The organism is Clostridium sp. D46t1_190503_E9, from assembly GCF_015555225.1.
GTDB lineage: Bacteria > Bacillota > Clostridia > Clostridiales > Clostridiaceae > Clostridium.
On sequence record NZ_JADNKB010000014.1, the window covers coordinates 46913 to 73717 of the forward strand.

Consider the following 26805-nt stretch of genomic DNA (forward strand, 5'->3'; position numbering starts at 1 on the left):
TTTAAAGATAGCACTTAAATATACTTTAAAATTTATCAAAAAAGGCCAAAAAACTCTTGAAAAGGCTATGTAAACATAGTATAATAAAGAAGTTGTATAGCAAACAGCGATGAGTCAGGAGGTTGCCGGACTTCCGGGTTAATTCTTGATGAGTATGTTAGGATCTAGAATCCAACGACAGGGGTTTTGTAAAGCCATGTGATTAAGTATGAAACACGTGGAACAGTTTATAGAACATCCGCTGTTGTGCGTTAGAAGTAAAGCGTACATGAAAAGGAGGGAAACCAAGATGTCAAAACAAAAAATAAGAATCAGATTAAAGGCTTTTGATCACAATATATTAGATCAATCAGCTGAAAAAATTGTTGAAACAGCAAAATCAACAGGAGCTAAGGTTGCAGGTCCAGTACCACTACCAACTGAAAAAGATGTTGTTACTATATTAAGAGCTGTTCACAAATACAAAGATTCAAGAGAGCAATTCGAAATCAGAACACACAAGAGATTAATCGATATAGTTAATCCATCACCAAAGACTGTTGATGCATTAATGAGATTAAACTTACCAGCAGGTGTGGATATCGAAATAAAGCTATAGTTAATACTTATTAAATAAACAGTTTGAACGGTTATGATTGTTAAACAATCCGCTAATACGTTTAGGAGGTGTAAATACATGAAAAAAGCTATATTAGGAAAGAAAATAGGAATGACTCAAATTTTCGATGCAAACGGAAAAGTAGTTCCTGTAACAGTAGTAGAAGCTGGCCCATGTGTTGTTGTTCAAAAGAAAACTATCGAAAAAGATGGTTATGAAGCAATACAAGTAGGTTTTGGAGATGTTAGAGAAAAGTTAGTTAACAAGCCAAAGAAGGGACACTATGCTAAAGCAGGAGTTTCATTAAAGAGAAAATTAAAAGAGTTCAGATTAGAAGATTGTTCAGCTTATGAAGTTGGTCAAGAAATAAAGGCTGATTTATTTGAAGCTGGAGATAAAATTGATGTATCTGGAGTTTCTAAAGGTAAGGGATTCCAAGGTGTTATCAAGAGATGGAATGCTAACAGAGGACCAATGAGTCACGGTTCTAAGTTCCACAGAGCAGTAGGTTCAATGGGTGCTTCATCAGATCCATCAAGAACTTTCAAGAACAAGAATATGCCAGGACATATGGGAGCTGTTAACACAACAGTATTAAACTTAGAAGTAGTTAAGGTTATAGCTGAAAAGAACTTAATACTAATCAAGGGTGGTATCCCAGGACCTAACAAAGGTACAGTAGTAATAAGAAACGCAGTTAAAGCTTAATTTCTGTAGAAAGGAGGAAACAGGATGCCTACAGTAGGATTATTTAATCAAGAAGGAAAACAAGTTGGAGATATCCAATTAAATGATAATGTGTTCGGAGTTGAAGTTAACACTGATGCTATGCATCAAGTTGTTGTTGCTTTATTAGCAAACAAGAGACAAGGAACTCAATCAGCTAAGACAAGAGCTGAGGTTAGAGGAGGCGGAATCAAGCCTTGGAGACAAAAGGGAACTGGTAGAGCAAGACAAGGTTCTATTAGAGCTCCACAATGGATCAAAGGTGGTATAGTATTCGCACCAAAACCAAGAGACTATAGAATGTCAGTACCAAAGAGCATGAGAAGAGTAGCTATGAAATCTGCATTAACTAGCAAGGTTCAAGACGGACAAATGGTAGTGTTAGAAACATTAGCATTCGAAGCTCCAAAGACTAAGAAAATGGTTGAAGTTTTAAAAGCATTTGATGCAAAGAAAACTTTAATAGTAACTGGAGAATCAAATGAAGTACTTTACAAATCAGCTAGAAATATTGCTGATGTACAAATCATGCCAGTTAACAACATCAATGTTTATGATTTATTAAAGTTTGAGAAATTAATCATAACTAAGGATGCTGTATCAAAAATCGAGGAGGTGTACGCATAATGACAAGCTATGATATAATAAGAAAGCCTGTTATCACTGAAAAGAGTATGACTGCTATGGCAGACAAAAAGTACACTTTCATAGTTCAAATTAATGCAAACAAGGTTCAAATCAAGAAAGCTGTAGAAGAAATCTTCGGCGTTAAGGTTGAAAAAGTTCAAACAATAAGAACTATGGGAAAAACAAAGAGAATGGGCGTACATGTAGGAAAGAGAGCAGACTTCAAGAAGGCTGTTATCACTTTAACAGCAGACAGCAAGAATATAGAATTCTTTGAAGGAATGCAATAACGCAAATAAAGCGTATTATTGGTACATAAGTACCAGAGAAGCTTAAAGTAAGGAGGGAATTTACATGGCAGTTAAAAAGTTTAGACCAACTACCCCATCAAGAAGAGAAATGACAATGGCTACTTTTGAAGAAATTACAACAAGTACACCTGAAAAATCACTTCTTGTTTCTTTAAACAAAACTGGTGGTAGAAATGCTCAAGGTAAAATAACTGTTAGACACCACGGTGGTGGAGCTAAGAGAAAATATAGAATAATAGATTTCAAGAGAAATAAGGATGGTGTTCCTGCAAAGGTTGCAACAATAGAATACGATCCAAACAGAACAGCATACATTGCATTAGTTGTATATGCTGATGGTGAAAAGAGATATATAATTGCTCCAGTTGGATTAAAAGTTGGAGATGTTATAGTTTCAGGACCAGACGCTGATATTAAAGCAGGTAATGCTCTTCCATTAAAGAACATACCAGTAGGTACTTTCGTTCACAACGTTGAGTTACAAGTTGGTAAGGGTGCTCAAATGGTAAGATCAGCTGGTACTACAGCACAATTAATGGCTAAAGAAGGAAACTATGCAACATTAAGATTACCTTCAGGCGAAATGAGATATGTAAGAATCGAATGTAGAGCTACAATCGGAACTGTATCAAATACTACTAACGATATAATCAATATCGGTAAAGCAGGTAGAAAGAGACACATGGGATGGAGACCTACAGTTAGAGGTTCTGTAATGAACCCTAATGATCACCCTCACGGTGGTGGTGAAGGTAGATCACCAATCGGTAGACCAAGTCCAGTTACTCCATGGGGTAAACCAGCACTTGGATACAAGACAAGAAAGAATAAGAAGTATTCTGACAGATTCATAATAAAGAGAAGAAACGATAAGTAGTATGAAGAGAATCTAAATTTCTCTTCATGGCTTGTCAGCCTATAGATTATGAAGGGAGGCAAATTATAGTGAGTAGATCAACAAAAAAGGGGCCTTTTGTACATGAAGGACTTTTAAAGAAAATTGAAGAAATGAATGCTAGTGGAGATAAGAAGGTTGTTAAAACTTGGTCAAGAAGTTCAACAATATTCCCACAAATGATTGGTCATACAATTGCTGTTCACGATGGAAGAAAGCATGTTCCAGTTTTCGTTAGCGAAGACATGGTTGGACACAAGCTTGGTGAGTTCGCATTAACAAGAACTTACAGAGGACACGATTATGACGAAAAAGCAGCAAGAAAAAGAAAGTAATCCCGGAAAGGAGGAACATAAATGGAAGCTAGAGCTATAGCTAAATATGTTAGAATGTCTCCAACAAAAGTAGGAGTAGTTCTTGATTTAATAAGAGGAAAAAATATTCAAGAGGCTTTCGCTATTTTACAATATACTCCAAAAGATGCAGCTGTTGTTATAAATAAAGTTTTAAAATCAGCTGTTGCTAATGCAGAAAATAATCATGAAATGGACGTAGAAAGATTATATGTAGCAGAAGCATTCGTTGGTGCAGGTCCAACATTAAAGAGATTTAGACCAATGGATCACGGAAAAGCATTTAGAATTAACAAGAGAACAAGTAATATAACACTTGTAGTTAAAGAAAGAGCTTAGAAAGAAGGAGGGAAATCAAGTGGGTCAAAAAGTACATCCTCACGGACTTAGAGTAGGAGTTATCAAAGATTGGGATGCTAAGTGGTATGCTTCAAAGAAGAACTTTGCAGACAATCTAATAGAAGATAACAAGATCAGAGAATTCGTAAAGAAAGAACTTTTCTCAGCTGGTATTTCAAAGATTGAAATTGAAAGAGCTGCTAAGAGAGTTAAGTTAAATATATATACTGCTAAACCAGGTGTTATAATCGGAAAAGGTGGAGCAGGAATAGAAGCTTTAAAAGCTAAATTAGCTAAAGTAACTGATAACAAAAACTTATTAATAAATATAGTTGAAGTTAAAAATGCTGAAGCAGATGCTCAATTAATGGCAGAAAATATAGCTGCACAATTAGAAAAAAGAGTATCATTTAGAAGAGCTATGAAACAAAGCATCCAAAGAGCTATGAAACTTGGAGCTAAAGGTGTTAAGACAGCTTGCTCAGGTAGATTAGGTGGAGCTGAAATAGCTAGAACTGAACAATATCATGAAGGAACAATTCCACTACAAACTTTAAGAGCAGATATCGATTATGGATTTGCTGAAGCTGATACAACTTATGGAAAGATCGGTGTGAAAGTTTGGGTTTATAATGGAGAAGTTCTTCCAACTAAAAAAGTTGAAAAGAAGGAAGAAGTTAACGCATAAGAAAGGAGGAATTAGTCATGTTAATGCCTAAGAGAGTTAAGCATCGTAAGGTACAACGTGGTAGAATGAAAGGAAAAGCTACAAGAGGTAATTTCCTTGCATACGGAGATTTTGGTATTCAAGCTACAACTTGTGGTTGGATAACTAGTAATCAAATAGAATCTGCCAGAATTGCTATAAACAGATATATCAGAAGAGGAGGAAAACTTTGGATAAAGATTTTCCCAGATAAGCCAGTAACTGAGAAACCAGCTGAAACAAGAATGGGTTCAGGTAAAGGTTCACCAGAATATTGGGTAGCAGTAGTTAAACCTGGTAGAGTTTTATTCGAACTATCAGGAGTTAATGAAGAAGTTGCAAGAGAAGCTATGAGACTTGCATCACACAAGCTTCCTGTAAAGTGTAAATTCGTTACAAGAAGAGATTTTGAGGAAATGGGTGGTGAAGAATAATGAAGGCTAGAGAATTAAAAGAATTAAGAGCAAATAATCCTCAAGATTTAAAGGTTAAATTAAATGACCTTAAGGCTGAGTTATTCAACTTAAGATTCCAATTAGCTACAGGTCAATTAGAAAATCCTATGAGAATAAGAGAAGTAAAAAAATCTATAGCCCAAATCAAAACCATCATAAGAGAAGAAGAGATCAGGGCTTTCGAGCAGTAAATCTGAAAGGAGGTAACTCTTAATGGAAAGAGGATTAAGAAAGAAAAAAATAGGTAGAGTTGTTTCAGATAAAATGGATAAGACAATAGTTGTTGCTGTTGAAACTAAGGTTAGACACCCATTATATGGTAAGACAGTTAATAGAACAACTAAGTTTAAAGCTCATGATGAAAACAATGAAGCTAAAATGAATGATAGAGTTTTAATTATGGAAACTAGACCATTATCTAAAGATAAGAGATGGAGACTTGTTGAAATAGTTGAAAAAGCTAAATAGGCTTTAAGACTGAAAGGAGGGTAATTCAATGATACAACAACAAACCTTACTAAAGGTAGCAGATAACTCAGGTGCAAAGGAAATAATGTGCATAAGAGTTTTAGGCGGATCAAAGAGAAAGTTCGGTAACATTGGAGATGTAATAGTTGCTAGCGTTAAAAGTGCAACACCAGGCGGAGTTGTTAAAAAAGGAGACGTTGTAAAAGCTGTTATAGTTAGATCAGTTAGAGGATTAAGAAGAGCTGATGGTTCATACATTAAGTTTGATGAAAATGCAGCTGTTATTATAAAGGATGATAAGCAACCAAGAGGAACTCGTATCTTCGGACCAGTTGCTAGGGAGCTAAGAGATAACGAATTTAACAAGATTTTATCATTAGCACCTGAAGTTCTATAATAGAGGAGGTGTCTCATTTGAAGGTACATGTTAGAAAGAACGACACAGTTGTAGTTGTTTCAGGTAAAGATAAAGGAAAAACTGGTGAAGTTTTAAAAGTATATCCTAAAACAGGCAAAGTTATTGTTCAAGGAGTTAATATAGTTAAAAAGCACCAAAAGCCAACTAGAGCTAATGCTCAAGGCGGAATAATTGAAAGAGAAGGAGCTATATACAGCTCAAAAGTTATGTTATACTGCACAAAATGCAAAAATGCTACAAGAATTAGCAACAAAATCTTAGAGGACGGTACTAAGGTTAGAGCTTGTAAGAAGTGTGGAGAAACATTCTAGAATCTGAAAGGAGGTACTAATTATGACAACAAGACTTCAAGAGAAGTATCAAAAAGAAGTAATTCCAGCTATGATTGAAAAGTTCGGATATAAAAATATAATGGAAGTTCCAAAGCTTGAAAAAATAGTTATCAACATGGGAGTTGGAGAAGCTAAGGACAATCAAAAAATATTAGAAGCTGCAGTTAATGATTTAAGCATAATTGCAGGTCAAAAGCCAATCTTAACTAGAGCAAAGAAATCAGTTGCTAACTTCAAGATAAGAGAAAACATGGCTTTAGGATGTAAGGTTACATTAAGAAAGGCAAAGATGTATGAATTTGCTGATAAATTAATGGCTATTGCTCTTCCAAGAGTTAGAGATTTCAGAGGAGTTTCAAGCAAAGCTTTTGATGGTAGAGGAAACTACTCACTAGGAGTAAAAGAGCAATTAATATTCCCAGAAATTGAATACGATAAAATCGATAAGGTTAGAGGAATGGATATTATCTTCGTAACAACAGCTAACACTGACGAAGAAGCAAGAGAATTATTAAGATTCCTTGGTATGCCATTTGCTCAATAATAAGGAGGGAAAACCGTGGCACGTAAGGCTATTATTGAAAAGTGGAAAAAAGAACCTAAATATAAAACAAGAGCTTATACAAGATGCAGAATATGTGGAAGACCACATTCAGTATTAAAGAAGTTCGGTATTTGCCGTATATGTTTTAGAGAACTTGCTTATAAGGGTCAAATCCCTGGTTGTAAGAAAGCAAGTTGGTAAGAAACTGATGTAGTGAAAGGAGGCACATTAAATGGTTATGACAGATCCTATCGCAGATTTGCTAACACGTATTAGAAATGCAAATGCTGTAAGACATGAAGTAGTAGAAGTTCCTTCATCAAATATGAAGAAGGCTGTTGCAAATATATTATTACAAGAGGGATATATTAAAGAATTAGAGGAATATAACGATGGTGTTGTTCCAATGTTAAGAATATCTCTTAAATATGGCGCAGATAAAGAAAGAGTTATAACTGGTATAAAGAGAATATCTAAACCAGGACTAAGAGTTTACTGCAAGAAAGATGAAATTCCAAAGGTACTAAGCGGACTAGGAATTGCTATAATATCAACTTCATCAGGTTTATTAGTTGATAGAGAAGCAAGAAAAGCTGGATTAGGCGGAGAAGTAGTTTGCTACGTTTGGTAATTTCCAAAGTAGAAAGTAACTAGATTAACATATATCAGAACAAGTAAAACAGGAGGTGCGATTATGTCAAGAGTAGGTAGATTACCTATAGCTATACCTGCAGGCGTAACTGTAGCTGTTTCAGCAGATAACGTTGTTTCAGTTAAGGGTCCAAAGGGCGAACTTGTTAAAGCTATGAATAAAGACATGAATATAGCAGTTGAAAACAACCAAGTTGTTGTAACTAGACCTAGCGATCAAAAAGAGCACAGAGCTCTTCATGGTTTAACTAGAGCGTTAATCAATAACATGATAATCGGAGTTGAAAAAGGATTTGAAAAGAGCTTAGAACTAATTGGTGTTGGTTACAGAGCTCAATTACAAGGTAAAAAGCTTGTAATGAACTTAGGATATTCACATCCAGTTGAAATAGAACCAATCGAAGGTGTAACTTTCGAAACTCCAGCTGCAACTAAAGTTGTTGTTAAGGGTATCGATAAGGAAAAGGTTGGAGCAGCTGCGGCTGATATAAGATCATGGAGAAAACCTGAACCATATAAGGGTAAAGGAATTAAATATGATAACGAAGTAATCAGACGTAAAGAAGGTAAAACTGGTAAGAAATAATAGAAAGGAGTGAAATCTTTATGTTCAAAAAGGTAGACAGAAAAGCTAGTAGAGAAAGACGTCACCTAAGAGTACGTAAGAAAATTTCTGGTACTCCTGAAAGACCAAGACTTTCAGTATATAGAAGTGAAAAAAACATATATGCTCAAATTATAGATGATGTAAATTCAGTAACTTTAGTTTCAGCTTCAAGCTTAGATAAAGCATTCGATGCAAAATCAGGTGGCAACAAAGAAGCAGCTAAAATGGTTGGTGAATTAGTAGCTAAGAAAGCTTTAGAAAAGGGAATTTCAGAAGTTGTATTCGATAGAGGTGGATACGTATATCACGGAAGAGTTCAAACTTTAGCTGAAGCTGCAAGAGAAGCAGGCTTAAAATTCTAATAAACAAGGAGGGAAATACATGAGAATCGATCCTAGCACACTAGACCTTAAGGAAAAGGTTGTTAACATAAACAGAGTAACTAAGGTTGTTAAGGGTGGTAGAAACTTCAGATTCAGCGCTTTAGTAGTTGTAGGTGACGAAAACGGACACGTAGGCGTTGGAATGGGTAAGTCAATAGAAATCCCAGAAGCAATTAAAAAAGGAATAGAAGACGCTAAGAAACATTTAGTAAGTGTTGCAATAGTTGGAACAACTGTTCCTCATCAAATATATGGAAAATTCGGAACTGGTAAGGTTCTTATAATGCCAGCTAAAGAAGGTACAGGAGTTATCGCTGGAGGTCCAGCAAGATCTGTATTAGAATTAGCAGGATTAAAGGATGTTAGAGCTAAGTCATTAGGTTCAAACAATCCTAAAAACATGGTGAATGCTACAATTAACGGTTTAGCAAGCTTAAGAACAGCTGAAGATATAGCTAAATTAAGAGGCAAAACTGTAGAAGAAATTTTAGGTTAGGAGGGAAAAGCAATGGCAAAAATTAAAGTTACTCTAGTAAAGAGTTTAATTGGAAGAAAGAAAGACCATATTGCTACTGCACATGCCCTTGGACTTAAAAAGATCGGTAAGACAGTAGAACATGAAGAAACTCCTCAAATCAGAGGAATGATCAACAAAGTTGACTATCTACTAAAAGTAGAAGAAGTTTAATAAGAGGAGGTGCATTGAGTAATGAAACTTCATGAATTAAAACCAGCAGCAGGAAGTAAGAAAGCTCCAAAGAGAGTTGGTAGAGGTACTGGTTCAGGTTTAGGTAGAAATGCCGGAAAAGGTGAAAAAGGCCAAAATGCTAGATCAGGCGGTGGCGTAAGACCAGGATTTGAAGGCGGTCAAATGCCATTATACAGAAGACTTCCTAAGAGAGGATTCACAAATATATTTGCTAAGCAATATGTTAGCATTAATGTTGACAGATTAAATATATTTGAAAATGGAACAGAAATAACACCAGAAGTTTTACTTGAAAGAAGAGTTATCAACAAAGTAAAAGATGGAGTTAAGATTTTAGGAAACGGAACATTAGAGAAGAGCCTAACTGTTAAAGGATGTAAGTTCTCAAAATCAGCGGCTGAAAAGATAGAAGCAGCTGGAGGAAAAGTTGAGGTGATTTAGTATGCTATCAACCCTACGTAATGCCTGGAAGGTTCCCGAATTAAGAAAGAGATTTATATGGACTATATTTTTAGTTGCAATTTTCAGGATAGGAACGCATATTCCTGTTCCTGGAATTAGCACAAATGTTTTAAAAGATTTAGCTAGCAGTGGAACTATATTTGGTTTTTATGATTTGTTATCTGGTGGAGCGTTTAGACAATTTAGTATATTTGCTTTAAGTGTAACACCATATATTAATGCCTCAATAATAGTTCAATTATTGACTATAGCAATACCATCTTTAGAGCAACTTTCTAAAGAGGGTGAAGAAGGCAGAAAGAAGATACAAAAGATAACAAGAATATTATCAATAGTTATAGGATTTGTTCTTGCTTTTGGAACATATAGCATGGTTGCAGCAAAAGGTGCAGCAGTTGGAATGCAATGGTCTGGAATGGTTGTTGTATTAGTAGCATTAGTTGCAGGATCAACATTCTGTATGTGGTTAGGTGATCAAATCACAGCTAAAGGTTTTGGAAATGGTATATCCATATTAATATTCGTGAATATAGTATCTCAGTTACCTATAACTTTAATGTCATTATTTACATTAAAGGATCAAGGGAAAATTGATATAATTGAAATTTTACTATTTGTAGTTTTTGCAATTGCATTATTAGGAGTAGTAATATTCTTCTCATTAGCAGAAAGAAGAATTCCAGTCCAATATGCTGGTAAAGCTGTTGGAAATAAAGTTATGAGAGGGCAAAGCACTCACATACCTTTAAGTATAATTGGATCAGCTGTTATAGCAATAATCTTTGCTATGTCAGTTATGATGTTCCCTAAAACAATTGCAGAATTTTTCCCGAATACAACTTGGGTACAAAGTGTGGTTACAAGTAAGTATAGTATTTTTAATGAAAAAACATGGATGTATCCAGTAGCTTATTCATTATTAACTATTTTCTTCACTTGGTTCTATACACAAATTACATTTAAGCCTGATGAAATGGCAGAAAATCTGCATAAGTCAGCAGGATTTGTACCAGGAATTAGACCGGGAGATGCAACTGAAAAGTATTTTGAAAAAGTACTTACTAAAGTATCATTAGTTGGAGGAGTATTCGCTGCTTTACTAGCAATACTACCAATATTAATTTCAAATACGCAATTACAAGGAATTCAATTTGGTGGTACATCATTATTAATTATGGTTGGAGTTGGACTTGATTTTTCAAGACAATTAGACTCACAATTAGTAATGAGACATTATCAAGGATTCTTAAAATAGATTAATAATGGAGATGATGCCCGTGAAGATAGTATTATTAGGTCCTCCTGGAGCAGGAAAGGGAACACAGGCAAAATCAATTAGTAATAGATACTCAATACCACATATTTCTACTGGGGATATTTTTAGAAAGAATATTTCTGAAAACACTCCATTAGGGGTAGAAGCTAAGAAGCACATCGATAAAGGACAGTTAGTACCAGATGAAGTTACTATTAATATGGTAAAAGATAGACTGCAACAAGATGACTGTAAAAATGGTTACTTATTAGATGGTTTCCCAAGAACAGTCAATCAAGCAGAAGCACTTCAAGAATTTCTTTTAGAAAGAAATGAAAATCTTGATACTGCTTTACTAATTGAAGTACCTACTGGATTTATATTAGAAAGAATGACAGGTAGAAGAGTTTGTCCATCATGTGGAGCTAGCTATCATATAAAATTTAATCCACCAGCTATTGTAGGAAAATGCGATGTTTGTGGAAGTGATATAATCCAAAGAAAAGATGATACAGAAGAAACTGTATCTGAAAGACTTGATGTGTATGAGAGACAGACACAACCACTGATTGATTTTTATAAAGAAAGAAACTTACTTTCAATTGTAGATGGAACAAAAGCTATTAATGAAGTATTCGAAGGTATCTGTAATATCTTAGGGAGTGTTGAATAATGATAATCATTAAAAACAACAAAGAGATTGATCTAATGAGATCAGCAGGTAAAATAGTAGCAGAAACACTACTACTAGTTGAAGAAAAAGTAAGACCAGGAATAACTACTGCTGAAATAGACAGGATAGCAGAAGAATTTATAACTAAGCATGGAGCAAAGCCTTCATTTAAAGGGCTGTATGGATTTCCAGCTTCACTATGTATATCTGTTAACGAGCAAGTAGTTCATGGGATCCCAGGAGGTTATGTATTAAAAGATGGAGATATAGTTAGTGTAGACTGTGGCGCTTATCTTAATGGCTTTCACGGAGATGCTGCAAGAACATTTGCAGTAGGAAATGTTAGTGAAGAAGCTAATAAGTTAATTAAAGTAACTGAACAAAGTTTCTTTAAAGGCATAGAATATGCTAAGGTTGGCAACAGACTTACTGATATATCACATGGAATACAAAGCTACATAGAAGCTTCAGGTTTCGCTGTAGTAAGAGATTTCGTAGGACACGGTATAGGTAGAGTTGTACACGAAGATCCAGATGTACCTAACTTTGGTAAACCCGGTAGAGGTCCAAAGTTGGTTCAAGGAATGGCTTTAGCCATTGAACCTATGGTTAATTCAGGAAGCTATAAAGTAAAAACATTAAATGATGACTGGACTGTAGTAACTAGTGATGGAAGTCTATCTGCACACTACGAAAATACTATTGTAATTTTACCAGATGGACCCGAAATATTAACACTGATTAAATAAGTGTTGCTTAGTTATAAATTCGCATGATACCAAAAGGTGGCTTGTAGATTTATGGCTAAGGTAATCATCGAGGTGAAAAGTTTGCAAAACAATGACTTAATTGGGAAAATGGTTCTTTCAAAAACAGGAAGAGATAAAAATCATTTATATGTGATAATAGGTCATTTAAGTGATAATTATGTAATTCTTAGTAATGGGAGCACTAAAACAGTTCAGATGCCTAAAAAAAAGAATTTAAAACATATAAATGTTTTAGAGGATGTAGATGATGAGATTAAAGCATCTATCATATCAAAAGATAGAGGTACTGATTTAAAAATAAAAAGATTTCTAAAACTTAAAGGCATTGTTAAGGAGGGTTGATTACCTTATGTCAAAAGATGATGTAATAGAAATGCAAGGTACAGTACTAGAAGCACTACCAAATGCTATGTTCCAAGTTGAACTAGAGAGTGGTCACAAGATTCTAGCACATATATCAGGAAAATTAAGAATGAACTTCATAAGAATTCTACCAGGAGATAAGGTTACAATAGAACTTTCTCCATACGATTTAACAAGAGGTAGAATTACATGGAGAGCTAAATAAAGGTAGCAAAAGACTACCACGAAGTATTACAAGGAGGGTTAGCGATGAAAGTAAGACCATCAGTTAAGCCTATTTGCGAAAAGTGCAAGATTATAAGAAGAAAAGGAAAAGTAATGGTTATCTGTGAAAATCCTAAGCACAAGCAAAAACAAGGCTAATACAATCAAAGTATAGGCAAAAAAGTATTATTTTACTATGTAAAATTTATTGACTTTTCACTTAAAGTCAAATATGATTATATAGGCATTTAATTAAGCGGATAAATTTTAGGTGCGGCTGACAGTAGAGATATGCTCTACTGACCTAGGATTTTATATATAAAATACACACATATAATTAAAGTTGTATGCATTTCAATATCAGGAGGTGTAAGTTTTAATGGCAAGAATTTCAGGCGTAGACCTACCAAGAGAAAAAAGAGTTGAAATAGGTCTAACATATATATACGGTATAGGACTTTCTACTTCACATAAGATTTTAGCAGAAACAGGAGTTAATCCTGACACAAGAGTTAAGGATCTTACAGAAGAAGAAGTAACAAAAATTAGAGAATACGTAAAGACTTTAACAATTGAAGGTGACTTAAGAAGAGAAGTTGCTTTAAACATTAAAAGATTAGTAGAAATTGGATGTTACAGAGGAATAAGACATAGAAAAGGTCTTCCAGTTAGAGGTCAAAAGACTAAGACTAACGCAAGAACTAGAAAAGGTCCAAAGAAAACTATCGCAAATAAGAAGAAGTAGTGAGGAGGGAATTCGATGGCTCAAAAAGTTAAAAAGACTAGAAGAAGAAAAGAAAGAAAGAACGTTGAGCATGGTGCTGCACACATCAAATCAACTTTCAATAACTCAATAGTTACTTTAACTGATGCGGCAGGAAATGCTCTATCATGGTCAAGCGCAGGAGCTTTAGGCTTCAGAGGATCAAGAAAGAGTACTCCATTCGCAGCTCAAATGGCAGCAGAAACAGCAGCTAAAGCAGCTATGGAACACGGATTAAAGAGTATAGAAGTATATGTAAAGGGACCAGGAGCTGGAAGAGAAGCAGCTATAAGATCTTTACAAGCGGCAGGATTAGAAGTAACTTTAATTAAAGACGTTACTCCAATCCCACACAACGGATGTAGACCACCAAAGAGAAGAAGAGTCTAGTATTCATATAGGAGGTGTAATTAATGGCAAGATATACTGGAGCTACATGTAGATTATGTAGAAGAGAAGGTATGAAATTATTCCTTAAAGGGGATAGATGTTATACAGATAAATGTGCTTTTGTTAGAAGAAGTTATGCACCAGGACAACATGGAGCAGCTAAGAAAAAACTATCTAACTATGGCGTACAATTAAGAGAAAAGCAAAAAGCTAGAAGAATATACGGAGTATTAGAAAGCCAATTCAGAGCTTACTATGAAAAGGCTGATCATATGAAGGGTATCACTGGTGAAAACTTACTTAAGTTATTAGAAATGAGATTAGATAACGTTGTTTACAGACTAGGTTATGGTGCTTCAAGAGCTGAAGCTAGACAATTAGTTAATCATGGACATTTCTTAGTAAATGGTAAGAAAGTTGACATTCCTTCATACAAGGTTTCTGTTAACGATGAAATATTAGTAACAGAAAAGAGCAGAGGAACTGAAAAATTCAAGACATTTATTGAAAATCCAAAGACATTACCAAAGTGGTTAGAAGCAAATGTTGAAAATTATTCAGGTAAAATAGTTGCTGAGCCATCAAGAGAAGATATTGACGTTCCAGTTAATGAAACTCTTATCGTTGAGTTATACAGCAAGTAATAGTTTAGTATTTGTATTGTTAAGATTTTTCTTACAATACAAATATATAAGCAGTTGCCCTCAGAATAATGTTGCCATTTAAAATATAAGGAGGGTTTGTGCATGTTAGAAATCGAAAAGCCAATAATAGAATGTATAGAAGCAAATGAAAATGGTACTTATGGTAAATATGTAGTTGAACCATTGGAAAGAGGATATGGTATAACTCTTGGAAATGCTTTAAGAAGAATACTTTTATCATCACTTCCAGGTGCAGCTCCAACTTCAGTAAAGATAGATGGAGTACTACATGAATTTTCAACTGTACAAGGTGTTAAAGAAGATGTTACAGAAATAATATTAAACATTAAATCTTTAGCATTAATTATGAATGGTGAAGGTCCAAAGACAATATATATAGATGCTCAAGGACCAGGAGTAGTTACAGGTGCAGATATTAAAACTGATGGAGATGTTGAAGTTGTAAGCAAGGATCTTCATATTGCTACATTAGATGATAATGCAAAGTTATATATGGAGATTACAGTTAATAGAGGAAGAGGATATGTTACTCAAAATAAAAATAAGAGTGAAGACCTTCCATTATCAGCTATAGCTGTTGACTCAATTTATACACCAGTAAAAAGAGTTAATTTTACTGTTGAAAATACAAGAGTTGGTCAAATTACTGACTACGATAAATTAACTTTAGAAATCTGGACTAATGGAACTATAAAGATTGATGAAGCTATAAGCTTATCAGCAAAAATACTTATAGAACATTTCAAATTATTTATGTCATTAGGAGATAGTACTAATGATGTAGAGATTATGATAGAAAAAGAAGAAGATAAAAAAGAGAAAGTACTAGAAATGACTGTAGAAGAGCTAGATTTATCAGTTAGATCATATAACTGTTTAAAGAGAGCTGGAATAAATACAGTTCAAGAACTTGCTGGAAAATCAATGGATGATATGATGAAGGTAAGAAATCTAGGAAAGAAATCTTTAGAGGAAGTCGAAAGAAAGCTTAAGGAATTAGGCTTAGGATTAAGACTAAACGATGAGTAAGGAGGTAAATCCACATGGCAGGTTATCGTAAATTAGGTCGTCCTACTGACCAAAGAAGAGCTATGCTAAGAAGCCTTGTTACAAGCTTTTTAAAGCATGGTAAAATAGAAACAACTGAAACAAGAGCAAAAGAAACAAGAAAATTAGCTGAAAAGATGATCACTTTAGCAAAAAGAGGTGACCTTCACGCTAGAAGACAAGTTTTAGCTTTTGTAAATGAAGAAGAAGTAGTTCAAAACCTATTTGACAATGTTGCTCCAAAGTACGCAGAAAGAAATGGTGGATACACTAGAATGTACAAAAAGGGTCCAAGAAGAGGGGACGGAGCAGAAGTTGTTATACTTGAATTAGTATAATATACAGGGGATTAAGTTAATAACTTAGTCCCCATTTTTACATATTCAAATTTAAATATTATATAAGATCTTATAAATTTATTATAAAGTAATTGTAATTAAGCAAATGTATATTATAATATTCTTATGTTAAATGTATATACACTAATAAGTTTTTATATAATATTTAAGATATAAGTTAAGCGATAAGTTAAGCGATAAAAGGAGGGCTATATATGAAAGAAACAATGATTAAATGTAATGATGTATCTTTTAAATATAGAGCACATGAGGGAGAAGAGGAAAGATACGCTGTAAATGGCGTTAGTTTTGAAGTTGAAAAGGGTGAATTCTTAGTAGTTTTAGGTCATAATGGATCAGGGAAATCTACTATAGCTAAGCATATGAATGCGTTACTTATGCCTTCTGAAGGCACTGTAATTGTAGATAGTTTAGATACATCGGATCCTAATAATTTATGGAAAATAAGAGCAAAGGCTGGAATGGTTTTTCAAAATCCCGATAACCAGTTAGTAGCAACTATAGTTGAAGAAGATGTTGCTTTTGGGCCAGAAAATCTAGGTGTTCCTCCAGAAGAAATAAGAAAAAGAGTAGATGAAAGTTTAAAAAAAGTTGGAATGTATGAATATAGAAGACATGCACCTCATTTGCTTTCAGGTGGACAAAAGCAAAGAATTGCGATAGCTGGAATTTTAGCTATGAAGCCAGAATGCATAATTTTTGATGAGCCTACTGCAATGTTAGATCCTTCAGGAAGAAGAGAAGTATTAAATAATATTAAAGAAATAAACGAGAAATATGGGATTACTATAGTTCTTATAACTCATTATATGGATGAAGCAGCACAGGCAGATAGGGTACTTGTTATGGATGATGGAAAGATAATTTTGGAGGGAAAACCAAGAGAAGTGTTTTCTAATGTAAAGCAAATGAAGGACATCGGTTTAGATGTTCCTCAAGTTACTGAACTTTGTTATGAATTAAAGAATAACGGTATAAATATAGATACAAATATTTTAAATGTAGATGAGATGGTGGATGCGTTATGTCAATTAAAATAGAGAACTTAGTACATGTATATATGCCAAAGTCACCTTTTGAAAAAGTGGCTTTAAATAATGTTAATATAGAGATAAATGAAGGTGAATTTGTTGCACTTATTGGTCATACGGGATCGGGCAAATCAACGTTAATTCAACATATGAATGGATTGCTTAAGCCCACATCAGGAAGAATAATAGTTGATGGGGAAGACATTACAAAGGAAGGTGTAAGGCTTACTGATATTAGAAAAAAGGTAGGGTTAGTATTCCAATATCCAGAATATCAATTATTTGAAGAAACTATAGAAAAAGATATAGAATTTGGGCCAAGAAATCTAGGTTTATCCGATGAAGAGATAACAAAAAGAGTAAAAAGGTCTATGGAAATGGTGGGGCTTGATTATGATACTTATAGAAATAAGTCTCCATTTGATTTAAGTGGAGGGCAGAAGAGAAGAGTAGCGATAGCAGGTGTAATTGCTATGGAACCTAAAGTCCTTATATTAGATGAGCCAACAGCAGGTTTAGATCCAAAAGGTAGAGATGATATTCTAAATCAAATAAAGATATTACATGATGAATATAAAATGACTATAATATTAGTTAGCCATAGCATGGAGGATGTAGGTAAGCTTGCTGAAAGAATAATAGTTATGAATAAGGGAGCGGTAGCTTTAGAAGGAGCACCGGCTAAAGTATTTAAGGAAGTTGAAACATTAGAAAATATAGGTCTTGCAGTTCCACAAGTAACTTACCTTATGCGAGAATTAAAAAGAAGAGGATTTAATGTTTCAGATGAAGTTTATACTATAGAGCAAGGAAAAGAAGAGCTATTAAGAATATTAAAGGAAGTTAAGAGCTAGGGGGAGCAAAAATGATAAAAGATATAACTATAGGTCAATACATACCAGGTGAAACTTTTGTTCATAAGTTAGATCCTAGAACAAAGATATTATTATCAATATTATTTATTATATCCTTATTTGTCGTAGATAAGTTTATTGGATATATATTAATTGTTGGGTTTTTAGCATTAACAGTATATATTGCTAAATTGCCACCTAGATATTTATATAAGGGATTAAAGCCTGTATTTTTTCTTATAATATTTACTGCGGTTTTAAATATTTTTATGATTAAGGGAACAGCAGATACACTAATATTTGAGCTAGGATTTTTGAAAGTATATGAAGAAGGATTAAGAACAGCTGCATTTATGGCATTAAGACTTATCTTCTTAATAATGGGTACATCTGTACTGACATTAACAACATCACCAATCGAACTAACAGATGGTATAGAAAGACTATTAAGGCCAATTGGTAAAGAAATAGCTCATGAACTTGCAATGATGATGACGATAGCATTAAGATTTATACCAACATTAATGGATGAAACAGATAAAATAATGATGGCACAAAAAGCAAGGGGAGCGGATTTTGAAACTGGCGGAATAATTCAAAAGGCAAAAAGTCTGATACCATTATTAGTACCACTATTTATTAGTTCATTTAGAAGAGCTGATGAACTTGCAATGGCAATGGAAGCTAGGGCTTATAGAGGTGGCAATGGAAGAACAAGAATGAAACAGCTGAAATTTACAAATAGAGATGCTATAGCATTTGCTGTATTTTCTATTTTATTTGTAGGAAGTTTATTGGTTAGATTTGCTATTTAAGTAATATGAGCAAAGGTGATTAAAAATATGAGAAATATTAAACTAACTTTAGAATATGATGGAACAAATTATTTAGGATGGCAAAAGCAAAAGATAGGAGCAACAATCCAAGAAACATTAGAAGAGGCTATTAGCCTCTTAACTAATGAAGCGGTTGAGGTTATCGGAAGTTCAAGAACAGATGCTGGAGTTCACGCAAGAGGATTTGTAGCTAATTTTAAAACCAATAGTAAAATACCATCAGAAAAATTTAGAGAAGCTATTAATTATAGATTACCTAATGATATAGTAATTTTAAAATCTGAGGAAGTAGAAGAAGATTTTCATTCAAGATATAGTGCAAAAGGGAAGACTTATTCTTATTCTATATTAAATAGAGATGTTAATTCTGCAATAGGAAAAGATTATGTGTATCATGTAAAGCGTAAATTAGATATAGGAGATATGAAAGAATCATGTAAATACTTTATAGGAACTAAAGATTTTATGGCATTTAAGAGTAGTGGAAGTTCGGTAAAGACAACTGTAAGAACAATATCAGACTTACATATAGATGTACAAAATGACGTAATAAAAATTTATGTTACTGGTGATGGCTTTTTATATAATATGGTAAGAATAATAGTTGGAACATTAATAATGGTGGGATCTAATAAAATTGATCCAATAGAAGTGCAAAATATAATACACAGTAAAGATAGAAAAAAAGCCGGAATATGTGTCCCAGCAACTGGCTTAGTATTAGAAAAAGTTTATTATTAGAATATAACAATGATTTTAAATAATTAGTTTAAATAATTAGTTTAAATAATTAGTTTAAATAATTACTTAAAATAATTACTTAAAATAGTTGACACGCCCGTAAGCGTGTATTATAATAATGTATGTTTGTTAGAATAATTTATGTATATAAGATCCACTAGCCCCGGGTCTTGACATAAAAGCAGTACTTAATAAGTAAAGCACAAATGTAAGTTCAGGGAGGGAAAAACATGAAATCATACATTGCTAAAGCACAAGAAGTTGAAAGAAAATGGTATGTTGTTGACGCTGCTGGAAAGCCACTAGGAAGAGTTGCTAGCCAAGTTGCATCAATTTTAAGAGGAAAAAATAAACCAACATTTACACCAAATGTTGACTGTGGAGATTTCGTTATCGTAATCAATGCAGAAAAGGTTGTTTTAACTGGTAAGAAGTTAGATCAAAAATTAATGAGAAAGCACAGCTTATATCCAGGTGGATTAAAAGAGACTCCATACAGAGAAGTATTAGCAAAGAAGCCTGAATTCGCTTTCGAAGAAGCTGTAAGAAGAATGCTTCCAACAGGAGTTTTAGGAAGAAAAATGCTTAAGAAGCTAAAAGTATATAGAGGTACTGAGCACGGACATGATGCTCAAAAACCAGAAGTACTTGAATTAAAGTACTAATACGCGCTCGGGAGGAGGAATAAAAAATGGCAAAAGTTCAATACATGGGTACTGGAAGAAGAAAAAAATCAATCGCAAGAGTTAGACTTGTACCAGGAAACGGTAAAGTAGTTATAAATAATAGAGAAATAGAAAACTATTTCGGTTTAGAAACTTTAAGAATGATAGTTAACCAACCATTAGTTTTAACTGGAACTAAGGATAGATTTGACGTTTTAGTTAACGTTCACGGTGGTGGATTCACAGGTCAAGCTGGAGCTATCAGACACGGAATAACTAGAGCTTTAGTAAAAGCTGACGAAAACTTAAAGCCAGAATTAAAGAAGGCAGGTTTCGTAACTAGAGATCCAAGAATGAAAGAAAGAAAGAAATACGGTCTTAAAAAGGCAAGAAGAGCTCCACAATTCTCAAAGAGATAATATATGGAACTTCAAAAATCCCACAAACCTTATGGTTGTGGGATTTATTTTTTTTATTTTAATTTATAATAGTGTTAAACTTTTGAAGCTAGAAAGAGTGAGAATTATAGGGATAGAAACTATATGAGACAATATCAGAAGAGATTCTTTTTATATATGAAAAAGATAGTGAAATGAATATATGCATTTTTACTGTTATTCCAAAAGAAATGTAAGAAAAATTAACAGAAGATGCTAGAACCAAGTTTGTTCATATAGGATGCAAGTAGCGAAAGGTTTATACAAATAGGAGAAATGTTAGTAAGAATTTTTACAGTTTATTGTTATAGCAAATGAAAAGAAAAAGGTGCTTTGGATAGCTTAATTGGCTTATAGAGCATAGTGGTAATTGGAAATATAGATAATATAAGCTAGAGATTAACTGCAGCTAATATATCTTAAAAACATAAAAGTTCAAATTAAGAATATGAAAACTAAATAAAGTAAGTTTTACTATATTAAAATCATGTTAAAAATATATTTAATTACTTAACAAATGTAAAAAAATATTGTAAACTAAAAATGTAAAAATAATGTTGAAAAGGAGAATAACTTTGGAATCATTAAAGGTTATTATACAGTTACTTGGCGGACTAGGTCTATTTATTTATGGTATGAAAATAATGGGAGACGGCTTAGAAAATGCTGCTGGTGATGGATTAAAGTCAATTCTTGAAAAAGTAACTAAAAATCCAATTATAGCTGTTATAGTGGGAGCAATAGTTACAGCAGTAATACAAAGTAGTAGTGCTACAACTGTAATGGTAGTTGGATTTGTAAACGCAGGGCTAATGAATTTAGCTCAAGCGGCAGGAATTATAATGGGTGCCAATATAGGTACTACAATTACTGCACAATTAGTTGCATTTAAATTAGATCAGATTGCTCCATTATTTGTTTTTGTAGGGGCGTTTATGGTTATGTTTGCTATGGGTAAAAAGAGAAAAGACATAGGTAACATAATATTAGGTTTCGGTATACTATTTGTTGGAATGGGGCAAATGAGTGCTGCAATGAAACCTTTAACTGCTTCACCTATTTTCAATAATATCTTATCAACAGTAGGAGATAAGTGGTATTTAGGAATTATAGCAGGAGCAGTTATAACAGCTATTCTACAAAGTTCATCAGCAACTACAGGGATTTTAGTAGCATTAGCAACTGCAGGAGCAATTAATATATATGATGCCCTTCCTATAGTATTTGGATGTAATATAGGCACATGTATTACTGCAATGCTTGCATCAGTTGGTACAAATAAGACTGCACATAAAGCTGCAATTTTACATTTAATATTTAATTTAGGCGGTACGTTAATATTTATACCGGTGTTAATTAGTGGTATTTTAGGTGATGTAGTATCAACTATAAGCCCAGAAGATGTTAGTAGACAAATTGCTAATGCTCATACAGTCTTTAATATAGTAAATACTGCAATAATGCTACCTTTAACTGGCATATTGATTAAAACTGTAAATAGAATTATTCCAGGAGATGATGAAGAGGATAAACCAGGACCAAAGTATATAGATGATAGATTATTAGAAACTCCTGTTATAGCAGCAGGACAAGTTGCTAAAGAAACATTAAGAATGGCTAAGAAAGCTAAGAAAGGATTAGCTTTAGCATTAGAAGCTTTTGAAAAAAATGATGAAAAGCTAATTAAAAAAGTTTATGACAATGAAGTTATTATAAATACATTAAATGAAGCTATCACAAATTATTTAGTTAAGCTTTCTAAATGTGACTTATCTGATAAAGAGCTAAGTATAGTAGCGGCAACATTCCATGTTATAAATGATATAGAAAGAATAGGTGATCATGCTGAAAATATAGCAGATTTAACATCACAAAAAATTTCTAAAAAACTTGAATATAGTAATCAAGCATTAGAACAAATAAATAATATGTATAATAAAACTAATGAGGCTTTACAAGTAGCTATAGATAGCTATGCAAAAAAGGATGTAGAAAAGGCTAAAAGTATTGAAGACATAGAATCAGAAGTTGATAGATTACAAAAGAAATATAGAGAACTTCATATAAAGAGACTTTATGATGGAACTTGTAATGCATATGCAGGAGCTATATTCTTAGATTTATTAAGTAATTTAGAAAGAATTTCAGACCATTCAACAAACATAGCAGAAAGTGTTATAGAAAATAGCTAAAAATATAAAAATCTCTAGTATAGGATATTAAATCCTAATACTGGGGATTTTTTTATTAGAAAGAAAAATCAATAATATGGACATAATATTTTTACAAGTACTTTTATAAATATTATGGAGGCAAACAAATGAAAAAATTACAATCAATAATTTTATGTATAATTATATCACTATCATGTATTGTACCTATCAAAGTTTTTGCAGAAGAAACAAATCAAAAGATAATACTAATTGATCCAGGACATGGTGGATTTGATGGTGGGGCAAAATCAAAATCAGGTGTGATAGAAAAAGATATAAACCTTCAAATAAGCTTAAAGCTTAAGGAGGTTTTAGAGAATAAGGGATATAAGGTTTATTTAACAAGAGAAGGAGATCAGGGCTTAGAAGAAAAGGGGGCTACAATAAAAGAAAAGAAGAGGGAAGATCTTAAAAAGAGAAGAGATTTAAAGGCTGAGACAAAGTGTGATGTTTTTGTGTCAATTCATCAAAATATGTTTCCGCAATCTAAATGTTACGGAGCTCAAGTTTGGCATGCATCTAATGAAATAAGTAAAAAGCTAGCTGATAATATACAAGAATCAATTAAGGAGACAGTTAAGGATAATAATAAAAGAGTATCAAAACCTGCTGGAGATTCTTATTTAATATTAAGAGATAAGTATGAAGGTGCATCTGTTTTAGTAGAATGTGGATTTTTATCTAATCCAGAAGAGGAGCAAAGGCTACAAACAGAAGAACATCAAAATGCAATAGTTCAAGGAATATCATTGGGAATAGACAAATATTTTGAAGAAATAAATAAAATAGTAAATTAATAAGATGGTTTCCTGGGAAATATATAAAAAGATGTTGTCGAAAAAGTTTTTTATATTATATTAAGTAAAAGCAAGATATATTACATTTGTATAATATATCTTGCTTTATTTTTAACAATTAATGTTGATGAAATTTAATTATTATATATACTTTGGTTATGTAGCTTATAGCCTTAAATATTAAATTAGATAATCAAATATTTATTTAAGAAAAAATAAAACTGTTTACCTTGAGGCTGTTTGGAGGTATTTCTTTAAAATTAATGAAAGTAATTAAAGTATAAATTATAAATAAGACTAAAATAGCAATAATAAAATAAACTATAAATTTAGCAATTTTACTTAAATTTATATTCATTACATACTCTCCTTAAACATGTTTATTAATATATAGTTTTTATTATTTAAAAATATGATAAAATATTTATGAAAAGCTTTATATTGATATAAATATGAATAAGTTGTTTTTGACTTTTGATAAAAAATAGATGCATTACTGATATATCTATAAAGTTTTTTGAAATATATAAATTTTCAACTAGTATAATTTAATATTTTAACAAAAAATACATTAAGTTAGGGAGAGGATATATTTATGAAGACTATATGTGTTGAAAAAATTAAAGATGCTATTAAGGGATTGTGCATAGATTCAAATTATAATTTATCTAATGATGTGTATGAAGCTTTAAGTATTGCTAAAAGGGAAGAAACTTGGGGATTAGCTAATGATATACTGGATAAAATAATGATAAACTCAGAAGTGGCAAGGAATGAAAAAATGCCAATGTGTCAAGATACAGGTATAGCATGTGTTTTTATGGAGATTGGACAAGATGTTCATATAGTAGGAGGAAGTCTTGAAGAGGCTATAAACGAAGGTGTTAGAAGAGGATATGAAGAAGGATATTTAAGAAAATCTGTAGTTAAGGATCCTATAGATAGGGTCAATACCAATGATAATACTCCAGCTATAATATATTATGATATAGTTCCTGGTGATAAAGTAAAAATAACTGTTGCCCCAAAAGGATTTGGTTCAGAAAATATGAGTCAAATAAAGATGCTTAAACCTTCGGATGGAATACAAGGAGTTAAGGATTTTATAATAAAGGTAGTAAAAGAAGCTGGTCCTAATCCATGCCCTCCTATGATTATAGGGGTAGGCATAGGGGGAACATTCGATAAAGCTGCATATTTAGCAAAAAAAGCCTTATTAAGACCTATAAATAATGGACATAATAATAAGTTCTATAGTGATTTAGAGGAAGAGCTACTAAAAGAAATAAATAGTCTTGGAATAGGGCCACAAGGTTTTGGTGGAAAGACCACGGCGTTAGGTCTTAATATTGAAACATATCCAACACATATAGCAGGATTGCCTGTGGCTGTAAATATAAGTTGTCATGCAACTAGGCACAAAGAAATAATTTTATAGGGGGATAAAATTGTGGAAAATAAAGAAATAAGAAAAGAAACTGTGGAAAAAAAAATAAATACTCCTTTAACATATGAAAAAATAAAAGATTTAAGAGTAGGAGACACAATTTTACTAACAGGTACTATATATTCAGCTAGAGATGCAGCACATAAGAGATTAGTTGATTTACTAGATTCAGGCGATGATTTACCAATAAATATTGAAGGAGAGACTATATATTATGTAGGACCAAGTCCAGCAAAAGAAGGACAAGTTATAGGATCAGCTGGACCAACTACAAGCTATAGAATGGATGCGTATTCACCTAGGTTACTAGATTTAGGGCTAAAGGCAATGATAGGAAAAGGTGCTAGAAACCAAGAGGTAGTTGATTCAATAGTAAAAAATAAGGCTATATATCTAGGGGCAATTGGAGGCGCTGCTGCATTAATTTCTAAAAGTATAGTTTCATCAGAGATAATTGCATATGAAGATTTAGGTGCAGAAGCTATTAGAAAAATGGAAGTGATAGATATGCCTTTAATAGTTATAATAGATGTAAACGGTAATAACTTATATAAAGAAGGGCAAAGGGCTTATTTAAATTCAATATGATAATTGGTAAGAAGCTTTCATTTGCTTTAATATAAGTATATTGATTTTATAAATTTGAATAAAAAAATTACCCCCGTATTAGATAAAAATAAAGCCTAATATATGGGGGTAAAATTATTGTATATTTTAAAAAATAATTAATATTAAATTTTATGGAATCCCTTTCCATTGACTTCAGAAACATCTATTATTGTAATAAATGCTTTAGGATCTATTCTTAATATTTTACTCTTCAAATGTATCATTTGAGATGATGTTACAGCAATATAAAGCATTTTCTTAAGCTCATGAGTGTACTCACCTTCAGCAATTAGAGAAGTAACTCCTCTATTCATATCTTTAATAACATACTCTATTATTTCTTGTTCTTTTTCAGTTAATATTAATAGTAACTTTTTACTATTAAATCCATTAATAACTTTATCCACTATAGTTCCTTGAACAAACATAGAAATCAAAGTATATAGAGCTTTAGGAAGACCAAAAATTAATGCGCCTATAAAAACTATTATACAGTTAATAGCGAAGCTAAGCTTACCTATTTCAAAGTTAGAATACTTCTTCCTAAGCACCATTGTTATGATATCAGTCCCTCCAGTTGAACCATTTCTTGAAAAAACTAACCCATAGCCTAAACCACATAAAACTCCACCGTAAATACAATAAAGTAATATATCATCTACTTTAACTAAATTAGATAAGGGTTTCGTGATTATAAGTGAAATTGATAACGAGATCATCCCAACTGCAGAGTATATAGTAAATCTCTTATTTAGCATTTTATAACTTATAAAAAATAAAGGAATATTAATTATAAATACAGTTATACCAGAAGGTACTTCAGCTAAATATTGTAAAATAAGTGCTATGCCAGTAGCGCCACCACTAAGTAATTGAGCATTAACTAAGAATAAATTAACTCCAAGAGATGCTATTACACATCCAACAAAAATAAAAAAGAAATCTAAAATCATGTGTTTGTTAATTGTAAGTTTATGTAACATATAAAACTCCTTAAAATTATCTGTTAGAAATATACACTAAAATTATATATTAAATACTATCGAATGTTAATAATAACTTATAGTGATATTTGATTATTTTAATAAAAATGTAATTTTTA

Annotated in this window: 43 protein-coding genes; 42 read left to right on the top strand and 1 reads right to left on the bottom strand. The window is 32.5% G+C overall.

Going from position 1 to position 26805, the window contains the following annotated elements; all coding sequences use genetic code 11:
* Nucleotides 1-289: 289 nt before the first annotated feature.
* The 42 genes from rpsJ (at nt 290) to I2E83_RS15245 (ending at nt 25682) form a co-directional block, all read left to right on the top strand.
* Nucleotides 290-598 carry a 30S ribosomal protein S10 gene (rpsJ, locus tag I2E83_RS15040; RefSeq protein WP_008681195.1) on the top strand — a complete coding sequence of 103 codons (309 nt, stop codon included), beginning with the start codon at nt 290-292 and terminating at the stop codon, nt 596-598.
* A 78-nt stretch (nt 599-676) separates the two neighbouring features.
* Nucleotides 677-1306, top strand: coding sequence for a 50S ribosomal protein L3 (gene rplC / locus I2E83_RS15045; protein ID WP_195264680.1), 630 nt, complete (start codon nt 677-679; stop codon nt 1304-1306).
* Between the two features lie 24 nt (nt 1307-1330).
* The gene (gene rplD / locus I2E83_RS15050) at nt 1331-1951 is read left to right on the top strand and encodes a 50S ribosomal protein L4 (RefSeq protein WP_195264682.1); all 621 of its coding nucleotides are present in this window, start codon (nt 1331-1333) and stop codon (nt 1949-1951) included.
* Nucleotides 1951-2241, top strand: coding sequence for a 50S ribosomal protein L23 (gene rplW, locus I2E83_RS15055; RefSeq protein ID WP_008681192.1), 291 nt, complete (start codon nt 1951-1953; stop codon nt 2239-2241). Before rplD ends, rplW begins: the two co-directional genes overlap by 1 nt.
* Nucleotides 2242-2305: 64 nt before the next feature.
* Nucleotides 2306-3139 (top strand): 50S ribosomal protein L2, encoded by an 834-nt coding sequence (rplB, locus tag I2E83_RS15060; RefSeq protein ID WP_195264684.1) that lies wholly within the window; start codon nt 2306-2308, stop codon nt 3137-3139.
* A 68-nt stretch (nt 3140-3207) separates the two neighbouring features.
* Entirely contained in the window at nt 3208-3492 is a 285-nt protein-coding gene (gene rpsS / locus I2E83_RS15065; protein ID WP_136006846.1) for a 30S ribosomal protein S19, read from the top strand.
* 21 nt (nt 3493-3513) lie between these two features.
* Complete coding sequence (gene rplV / locus I2E83_RS15070; protein WP_008681188.1) at nt 3514-3849, top strand: 50S ribosomal protein L22; 336 nt, start codon at nt 3514-3516, stop codon at nt 3847-3849.
* A gap of 19 nt (nt 3850-3868) precedes the next feature.
* Nucleotides 3869-4537 (top strand): 30S ribosomal protein S3, encoded by a 669-nt coding sequence (gene rpsC, locus I2E83_RS15075; protein WP_195264686.1) that lies wholly within the window; start codon nt 3869-3871, stop codon nt 4535-4537.
* Between the two features lie 17 nt (nt 4538-4554).
* The gene (rplP, locus tag I2E83_RS15080; RefSeq protein WP_008681186.1) at nt 4555-4989 is read left to right on the top strand and encodes a 50S ribosomal protein L16; all 435 of its coding nucleotides are present in this window, start codon (nt 4555-4557) and stop codon (nt 4987-4989) included.
* A complete protein-coding gene (gene rpmC / locus I2E83_RS15085) occupies nt 4989-5201 on the top strand; it encodes a 50S ribosomal protein L29 (protein WP_008681185.1) in 213 nt (70 codons plus the stop codon). Before rplP ends, rpmC begins: the two co-directional genes overlap by 1 nt.
* A 22-nt stretch (nt 5202-5223) precedes the next feature.
* Nucleotides 5224-5478: a 30S ribosomal protein S17 gene (rpsQ, locus tag I2E83_RS15090; protein ID WP_008681184.1), complete on the top strand. Its 255-nt coding sequence runs from the start codon at nt 5224-5226 to the stop codon at nt 5476-5478.
* A 28-nt stretch (nt 5479-5506) separates the two neighbouring features.
* Nucleotides 5507-5875: a 50S ribosomal protein L14 gene (gene rplN / locus I2E83_RS15095; RefSeq protein WP_008681183.1), complete on the top strand. Its 369-nt coding sequence runs from the start codon at nt 5507-5509 to the stop codon at nt 5873-5875.
* Nucleotides 5876-5892: 17 nt separating this feature from the next.
* Nucleotides 5893-6207, top strand: a complete 315-nt coding sequence (gene rplX / locus I2E83_RS15100) for a 50S ribosomal protein L24 (RefSeq protein ID WP_195264688.1) — start codon at nt 5893-5895, stop codon at nt 6205-6207.
* 22 nt (nt 6208-6229) lie between these two features.
* Complete coding sequence (rplE, locus tag I2E83_RS15105) at nt 6230-6772, top strand: 50S ribosomal protein L5 (RefSeq protein ID WP_008681180.1); 543 nt, start codon at nt 6230-6232, stop codon at nt 6770-6772.
* 15 nt (nt 6773-6787) lie between these two features.
* Nucleotides 6788-6973, top strand: coding sequence for a type Z 30S ribosomal protein S14 (locus I2E83_RS15110; RefSeq protein WP_008681179.1), 186 nt, complete (start codon nt 6788-6790; stop codon nt 6971-6973).
* Nucleotides 6974-7004: 31 nt separating this feature from the next.
* On the top strand, nt 7005-7403 hold the full coding sequence (gene rpsH / locus I2E83_RS15115; protein WP_016205888.1) for a 30S ribosomal protein S8: 399 nt from the start codon (nt 7005-7007) through the stop codon (nt 7401-7403).
* A gap of 63 nt (nt 7404-7466) precedes the next feature.
* Nucleotides 7467-8009 (top strand): 50S ribosomal protein L6, encoded by a 543-nt coding sequence (gene rplF, locus I2E83_RS15120; protein WP_008681175.1) that lies wholly within the window; start codon nt 7467-7469, stop codon nt 8007-8009.
* A 20-nt stretch (nt 8010-8029) separates the two neighbouring features.
* Nucleotides 8030-8392 carry a 50S ribosomal protein L18 gene (gene rplR, locus I2E83_RS15125; RefSeq protein ID WP_195264690.1) on the top strand — a complete coding sequence of 121 codons (363 nt, stop codon included), beginning with the start codon at nt 8030-8032 and terminating at the stop codon, nt 8390-8392.
* Nucleotides 8393-8411: 19 nt separating this feature from the next.
* Nucleotides 8412-8909 (top strand): 30S ribosomal protein S5, encoded by a 498-nt coding sequence (gene rpsE, locus I2E83_RS15130; RefSeq protein WP_008681172.1) that lies wholly within the window; start codon nt 8412-8414, stop codon nt 8907-8909.
* A gap of 12 nt (nt 8910-8921) precedes the next feature.
* Nucleotides 8922-9101, top strand: coding sequence for a 50S ribosomal protein L30 (gene rpmD, locus I2E83_RS15135; protein ID WP_008681171.1), 180 nt, complete (start codon nt 8922-8924; stop codon nt 9099-9101).
* A gap of 21 nt (nt 9102-9122) precedes the next feature.
* Entirely contained in the window at nt 9123-9563 is a 441-nt protein-coding gene (gene rplO / locus I2E83_RS15140; protein WP_008681170.1) for a 50S ribosomal protein L15, read from the top strand.
* 1 nt (nt 9564) lies between these two features.
* Complete coding sequence (secY, locus tag I2E83_RS15145) at nt 9565-10839, top strand: preprotein translocase subunit SecY (RefSeq protein ID WP_195430747.1); 1275 nt, start codon at nt 9565-9567, stop codon at nt 10837-10839.
* A gap of 22 nt (nt 10840-10861) precedes the next feature.
* Nucleotides 10862-11512 carry an adenylate kinase gene (locus I2E83_RS15150; protein WP_195264704.1) on the top strand — a complete coding sequence of 217 codons (651 nt, stop codon included), beginning with the start codon at nt 10862-10864 and terminating at the stop codon, nt 11510-11512.
* Nucleotides 11512-12261 carry a type I methionyl aminopeptidase gene (gene map / locus I2E83_RS15155; protein WP_195264706.1) on the top strand — a complete coding sequence of 250 codons (750 nt, stop codon included), beginning with the start codon at nt 11512-11514 and terminating at the stop codon, nt 12259-12261. The genes I2E83_RS15150 and map overlap by 1 nt, the downstream gene beginning before the upstream one ends.
* 51 nt (nt 12262-12312) lie before the next feature.
* On the top strand, nt 12313-12624 hold the full coding sequence (locus tag I2E83_RS15160; RefSeq protein WP_195264707.1) for a KOW domain-containing RNA-binding protein: 312 nt from the start codon (nt 12313-12315) through the stop codon (nt 12622-12624).
* 7 nt (nt 12625-12631) lie between these two features.
* A complete protein-coding gene (gene infA, locus I2E83_RS15165) occupies nt 12632-12850 on the top strand; it encodes a translation initiation factor IF-1 (protein ID WP_066889870.1) in 219 nt (72 codons plus the stop codon).
* A 44-nt stretch (nt 12851-12894) separates the two neighbouring features.
* On the top strand, nt 12895-13008 hold the full coding sequence (gene rpmJ / locus I2E83_RS15170; protein ID WP_016205879.1) for a 50S ribosomal protein L36: 114 nt from the start codon (nt 12895-12897) through the stop codon (nt 13006-13008).
* Nucleotides 13009-13228: 220 nt separating this feature from the next.
* Entirely contained in the window at nt 13229-13594 is a 366-nt protein-coding gene (gene rpsM / locus I2E83_RS15175) for a 30S ribosomal protein S13 (protein ID WP_016205878.1), read from the top strand.
* A 15-nt stretch (nt 13595-13609) separates the two neighbouring features.
* Nucleotides 13610-14002, top strand: coding sequence for a 30S ribosomal protein S11 (gene rpsK / locus I2E83_RS15180; protein WP_008681161.1), 393 nt, complete (start codon nt 13610-13612; stop codon nt 14000-14002).
* A 23-nt stretch (nt 14003-14025) separates the two neighbouring features.
* Nucleotides 14026-14646 carry a 30S ribosomal protein S4 gene (gene rpsD, locus I2E83_RS15185; protein ID WP_195264718.1) on the top strand — a complete coding sequence of 207 codons (621 nt, stop codon included), beginning with the start codon at nt 14026-14028 and terminating at the stop codon, nt 14644-14646.
* A gap of 102 nt (nt 14647-14748) precedes the next feature.
* Nucleotides 14749-15696: a DNA-directed RNA polymerase subunit alpha gene (locus tag I2E83_RS15190; protein ID WP_097033900.1), complete on the top strand. Its 948-nt coding sequence runs from the start codon at nt 14749-14751 to the stop codon at nt 15694-15696.
* 14 nt (nt 15697-15710) lie between these two features.
* Complete coding sequence (gene rplQ / locus I2E83_RS15195; RefSeq protein ID WP_008681157.1) at nt 15711-16052, top strand: 50S ribosomal protein L17; 342 nt, start codon at nt 15711-15713, stop codon at nt 16050-16052.
* A 215-nt stretch (nt 16053-16267) separates the two neighbouring features.
* A complete protein-coding gene (locus I2E83_RS15200; RefSeq protein ID WP_195264719.1) occupies nt 16268-17113 on the top strand; it encodes an energy-coupling factor transporter ATPase in 846 nt (281 codons plus the stop codon).
* The gene (locus I2E83_RS15205) at nt 17098-17958 is read left to right on the top strand and encodes an energy-coupling factor transporter ATPase (RefSeq protein ID WP_195264721.1); all 861 of its coding nucleotides are present in this window, start codon (nt 17098-17100) and stop codon (nt 17956-17958) included. The genes I2E83_RS15200 and I2E83_RS15205 overlap by 16 nt, the downstream gene beginning before the upstream one ends.
* Nucleotides 17959-17969: 11 nt before the next feature.
* Complete coding sequence (locus I2E83_RS15210; protein ID WP_195264722.1) at nt 17970-18773, top strand: energy-coupling factor transporter transmembrane component T; 804 nt, start codon at nt 17970-17972, stop codon at nt 18771-18773.
* 27 nt (nt 18774-18800) lie between these two features.
* Nucleotides 18801-19535, top strand: a complete 735-nt coding sequence (gene truA, locus I2E83_RS15215; RefSeq protein WP_195264724.1) for a tRNA pseudouridine(38-40) synthase TruA — start codon at nt 18801-18803, stop codon at nt 19533-19535.
* Nucleotides 19536-19765: 230 nt separating this feature from the next.
* The gene (gene rplM / locus I2E83_RS15220) at nt 19766-20200 is read left to right on the top strand and encodes a 50S ribosomal protein L13 (protein WP_008681152.1); all 435 of its coding nucleotides are present in this window, start codon (nt 19766-19768) and stop codon (nt 20198-20200) included.
* Nucleotides 20201-20226: 26 nt separating this feature from the next.
* Nucleotides 20227-20619 carry a 30S ribosomal protein S9 gene (gene rpsI, locus I2E83_RS15225; protein WP_195264727.1) on the top strand — a complete coding sequence of 131 codons (393 nt, stop codon included), beginning with the start codon at nt 20227-20229 and terminating at the stop codon, nt 20617-20619.
* 593 nt (nt 20620-21212) lie between these two features.
* Nucleotides 21213-22829, top strand: a complete 1617-nt coding sequence (locus I2E83_RS15230) for a Na/Pi cotransporter family protein (protein ID WP_195264729.1) — start codon at nt 21213-21215, stop codon at nt 22827-22829.
* A gap of 128 nt (nt 22830-22957) precedes the next feature.
* A complete protein-coding gene (gene cwlD / locus I2E83_RS15235) occupies nt 22958-23647 on the top strand; it encodes an N-acetylmuramoyl-L-alanine amidase CwlD (protein WP_195430749.1) in 690 nt (229 codons plus the stop codon).
* Nucleotides 23648-24242: 595 nt separating this feature from the next.
* Nucleotides 24243-25085: a fumarate hydratase gene (locus tag I2E83_RS15240; protein ID WP_195264733.1), complete on the top strand. Its 843-nt coding sequence runs from the start codon at nt 24243-24245 to the stop codon at nt 25083-25085.
* Nucleotides 25086-25127: 42 nt separating this feature from the next.
* Nucleotides 25128-25682: a Fe-S-containing hydro-lyase gene (locus I2E83_RS15245; protein WP_347707767.1), complete on the top strand. Its 555-nt coding sequence runs from the start codon at nt 25128-25130 to the stop codon at nt 25680-25682.
* Between the two features lie 143 nt (nt 25683-25825).
* Here I2E83_RS15245 and I2E83_RS15250 read toward each other — a convergent pair whose 3' ends face one another.
* Nucleotides 25826-26686 carry a YitT family protein gene (locus I2E83_RS15250; RefSeq protein ID WP_195264737.1) on the bottom strand — a complete coding sequence of 287 codons (861 nt, stop codon included), beginning with the start codon at nt 26684-26686 and terminating at the stop codon, nt 25826-25828.
* Nucleotides 26687-26805: the final 119 nt, after the last annotated feature.

Excerpts from the sequence above, each read along its gene's own strand:
- rpsJ (WP_008681195.1), top strand. The coding sequence starts at position 290 with ATGTCAAAACAAAAAATAAGAATCAGATTAAAGGCTTTTGATCACAAT.
- rplC (WP_195264680.1), top strand. The coding sequence starts at position 677 with ATGAAAAAAGCTATATTAGGAAAGAAAATAGGAATGACTCAAATTTTC.
- rplD (WP_195264682.1), top strand. The coding sequence starts at position 1,331 with ATGCCTACAGTAGGATTATTTAATCAAGAAGGAAAACAAGTTGGAGAT.
- rplW (WP_008681192.1), top strand. The coding sequence starts at position 1,951 with ATGACAAGCTATGATATAATAAGAAAGCCTGTTATCACTGAAAAGAGT.
- rplB (WP_195264684.1), top strand. The coding sequence starts at position 2,306 with ATGGCAGTTAAAAAGTTTAGACCAACTACCCCATCAAGAAGAGAAATG.
- rplV (WP_008681188.1), top strand. The coding sequence starts at position 3,514 with ATGGAAGCTAGAGCTATAGCTAAATATGTTAGAATGTCTCCAACAAAA.
- rplP (WP_008681186.1), top strand. The coding sequence starts at position 4,555 with ATGTTAATGCCTAAGAGAGTTAAGCATCGTAAGGTACAACGTGGTAGA.
- rpmC (WP_008681185.1), top strand. The coding sequence starts at position 4,989 with ATGAAGGCTAGAGAATTAAAAGAATTAAGAGCAAATAATCCTCAAGAT.
- rpsQ (WP_008681184.1), top strand. The coding sequence starts at position 5,224 with ATGGAAAGAGGATTAAGAAAGAAAAAAATAGGTAGAGTTGTTTCAGAT.
- rplN (WP_008681183.1), top strand. The coding sequence starts at position 5,507 with ATGATACAACAACAAACCTTACTAAAGGTAGCAGATAACTCAGGTGCA.
- rplE (WP_008681180.1), top strand. The coding sequence starts at position 6,230 with ATGACAACAAGACTTCAAGAGAAGTATCAAAAAGAAGTAATTCCAGCT.
- rpsH (WP_016205888.1), top strand. The coding sequence starts at position 7,005 with ATGGTTATGACAGATCCTATCGCAGATTTGCTAACACGTATTAGAAAT.
- rplF (WP_008681175.1), top strand. The coding sequence starts at position 7,467 with ATGTCAAGAGTAGGTAGATTACCTATAGCTATACCTGCAGGCGTAACT.
- rplR (WP_195264690.1), top strand. The coding sequence starts at position 8,030 with ATGTTCAAAAAGGTAGACAGAAAAGCTAGTAGAGAAAGACGTCACCTA.
- rpsE (WP_008681172.1), top strand. The coding sequence starts at position 8,412 with ATGAGAATCGATCCTAGCACACTAGACCTTAAGGAAAAGGTTGTTAAC.
- rpmD (WP_008681171.1), top strand. The coding sequence starts at position 8,922 with ATGGCAAAAATTAAAGTTACTCTAGTAAAGAGTTTAATTGGAAGAAAG.
- rplO (WP_008681170.1), top strand. The coding sequence starts at position 9,123 with ATGAAACTTCATGAATTAAAACCAGCAGCAGGAAGTAAGAAAGCTCCA.
- secY (WP_195430747.1), top strand. The coding sequence starts at position 9,565 with ATGCTATCAACCCTACGTAATGCCTGGAAGGTTCCCGAATTAAGAAAG.
- map (WP_195264706.1), top strand. The coding sequence starts at position 11,512 with ATGATAATCATTAAAAACAACAAAGAGATTGATCTAATGAGATCAGCA.
- I2E83_RS15160 (WP_195264707.1), top strand. The coding sequence starts at position 12,313 with ATGGCTAAGGTAATCATCGAGGTGAAAAGTTTGCAAAACAATGACTTA.
- infA (WP_066889870.1), top strand. The coding sequence starts at position 12,632 with ATGTCAAAAGATGATGTAATAGAAATGCAAGGTACAGTACTAGAAGCA.
- rpmJ (WP_016205879.1), top strand. The coding sequence starts at position 12,895 with ATGAAAGTAAGACCATCAGTTAAGCCTATTTGCGAAAAGTGCAAGATT.
- rpsM (WP_016205878.1), top strand. The coding sequence starts at position 13,229 with ATGGCAAGAATTTCAGGCGTAGACCTACCAAGAGAAAAAAGAGTTGAA.
- rpsK (WP_008681161.1), top strand. The coding sequence starts at position 13,610 with ATGGCTCAAAAAGTTAAAAAGACTAGAAGAAGAAAAGAAAGAAAGAAC.
- rpsD (WP_195264718.1), top strand. The coding sequence starts at position 14,026 with ATGGCAAGATATACTGGAGCTACATGTAGATTATGTAGAAGAGAAGGT.
- I2E83_RS15190 (WP_097033900.1), top strand. The coding sequence starts at position 14,749 with ATGTTAGAAATCGAAAAGCCAATAATAGAATGTATAGAAGCAAATGAA.
- rplQ (WP_008681157.1), top strand. The coding sequence starts at position 15,711 with ATGGCAGGTTATCGTAAATTAGGTCGTCCTACTGACCAAAGAAGAGCT.
- I2E83_RS15200 (WP_195264719.1), top strand. The coding sequence starts at position 16,268 with ATGAAAGAAACAATGATTAAATGTAATGATGTATCTTTTAAATATAGA.
- I2E83_RS15205 (WP_195264721.1), top strand. The coding sequence starts at position 17,098 with ATGTCAATTAAAATAGAGAACTTAGTACATGTATATATGCCAAAGTCA.
- I2E83_RS15210 (WP_195264722.1), top strand. The coding sequence starts at position 17,970 with ATGATAAAAGATATAACTATAGGTCAATACATACCAGGTGAAACTTTT.
- truA (WP_195264724.1), top strand. The coding sequence starts at position 18,801 with ATGAGAAATATTAAACTAACTTTAGAATATGATGGAACAAATTATTTA.
- rplM (WP_008681152.1), top strand. The coding sequence starts at position 19,766 with ATGAAATCATACATTGCTAAAGCACAAGAAGTTGAAAGAAAATGGTAT.
- rpsI (WP_195264727.1), top strand. The coding sequence starts at position 20,227 with ATGGCAAAAGTTCAATACATGGGTACTGGAAGAAGAAAAAAATCAATC.
- cwlD (WP_195430749.1), top strand. The coding sequence starts at position 22,958 with ATGAAAAAATTACAATCAATAATTTTATGTATAATTATATCACTATCA.
- I2E83_RS15240 (WP_195264733.1), top strand. The coding sequence starts at position 24,243 with ATGAAGACTATATGTGTTGAAAAAATTAAAGATGCTATTAAGGGATTG.
- I2E83_RS15250 (WP_195264737.1), bottom strand. The coding sequence starts at position 26,686 with ATGTTACATAAACTTACAATTAACAAACACATGATTTTAGATTTCTTT.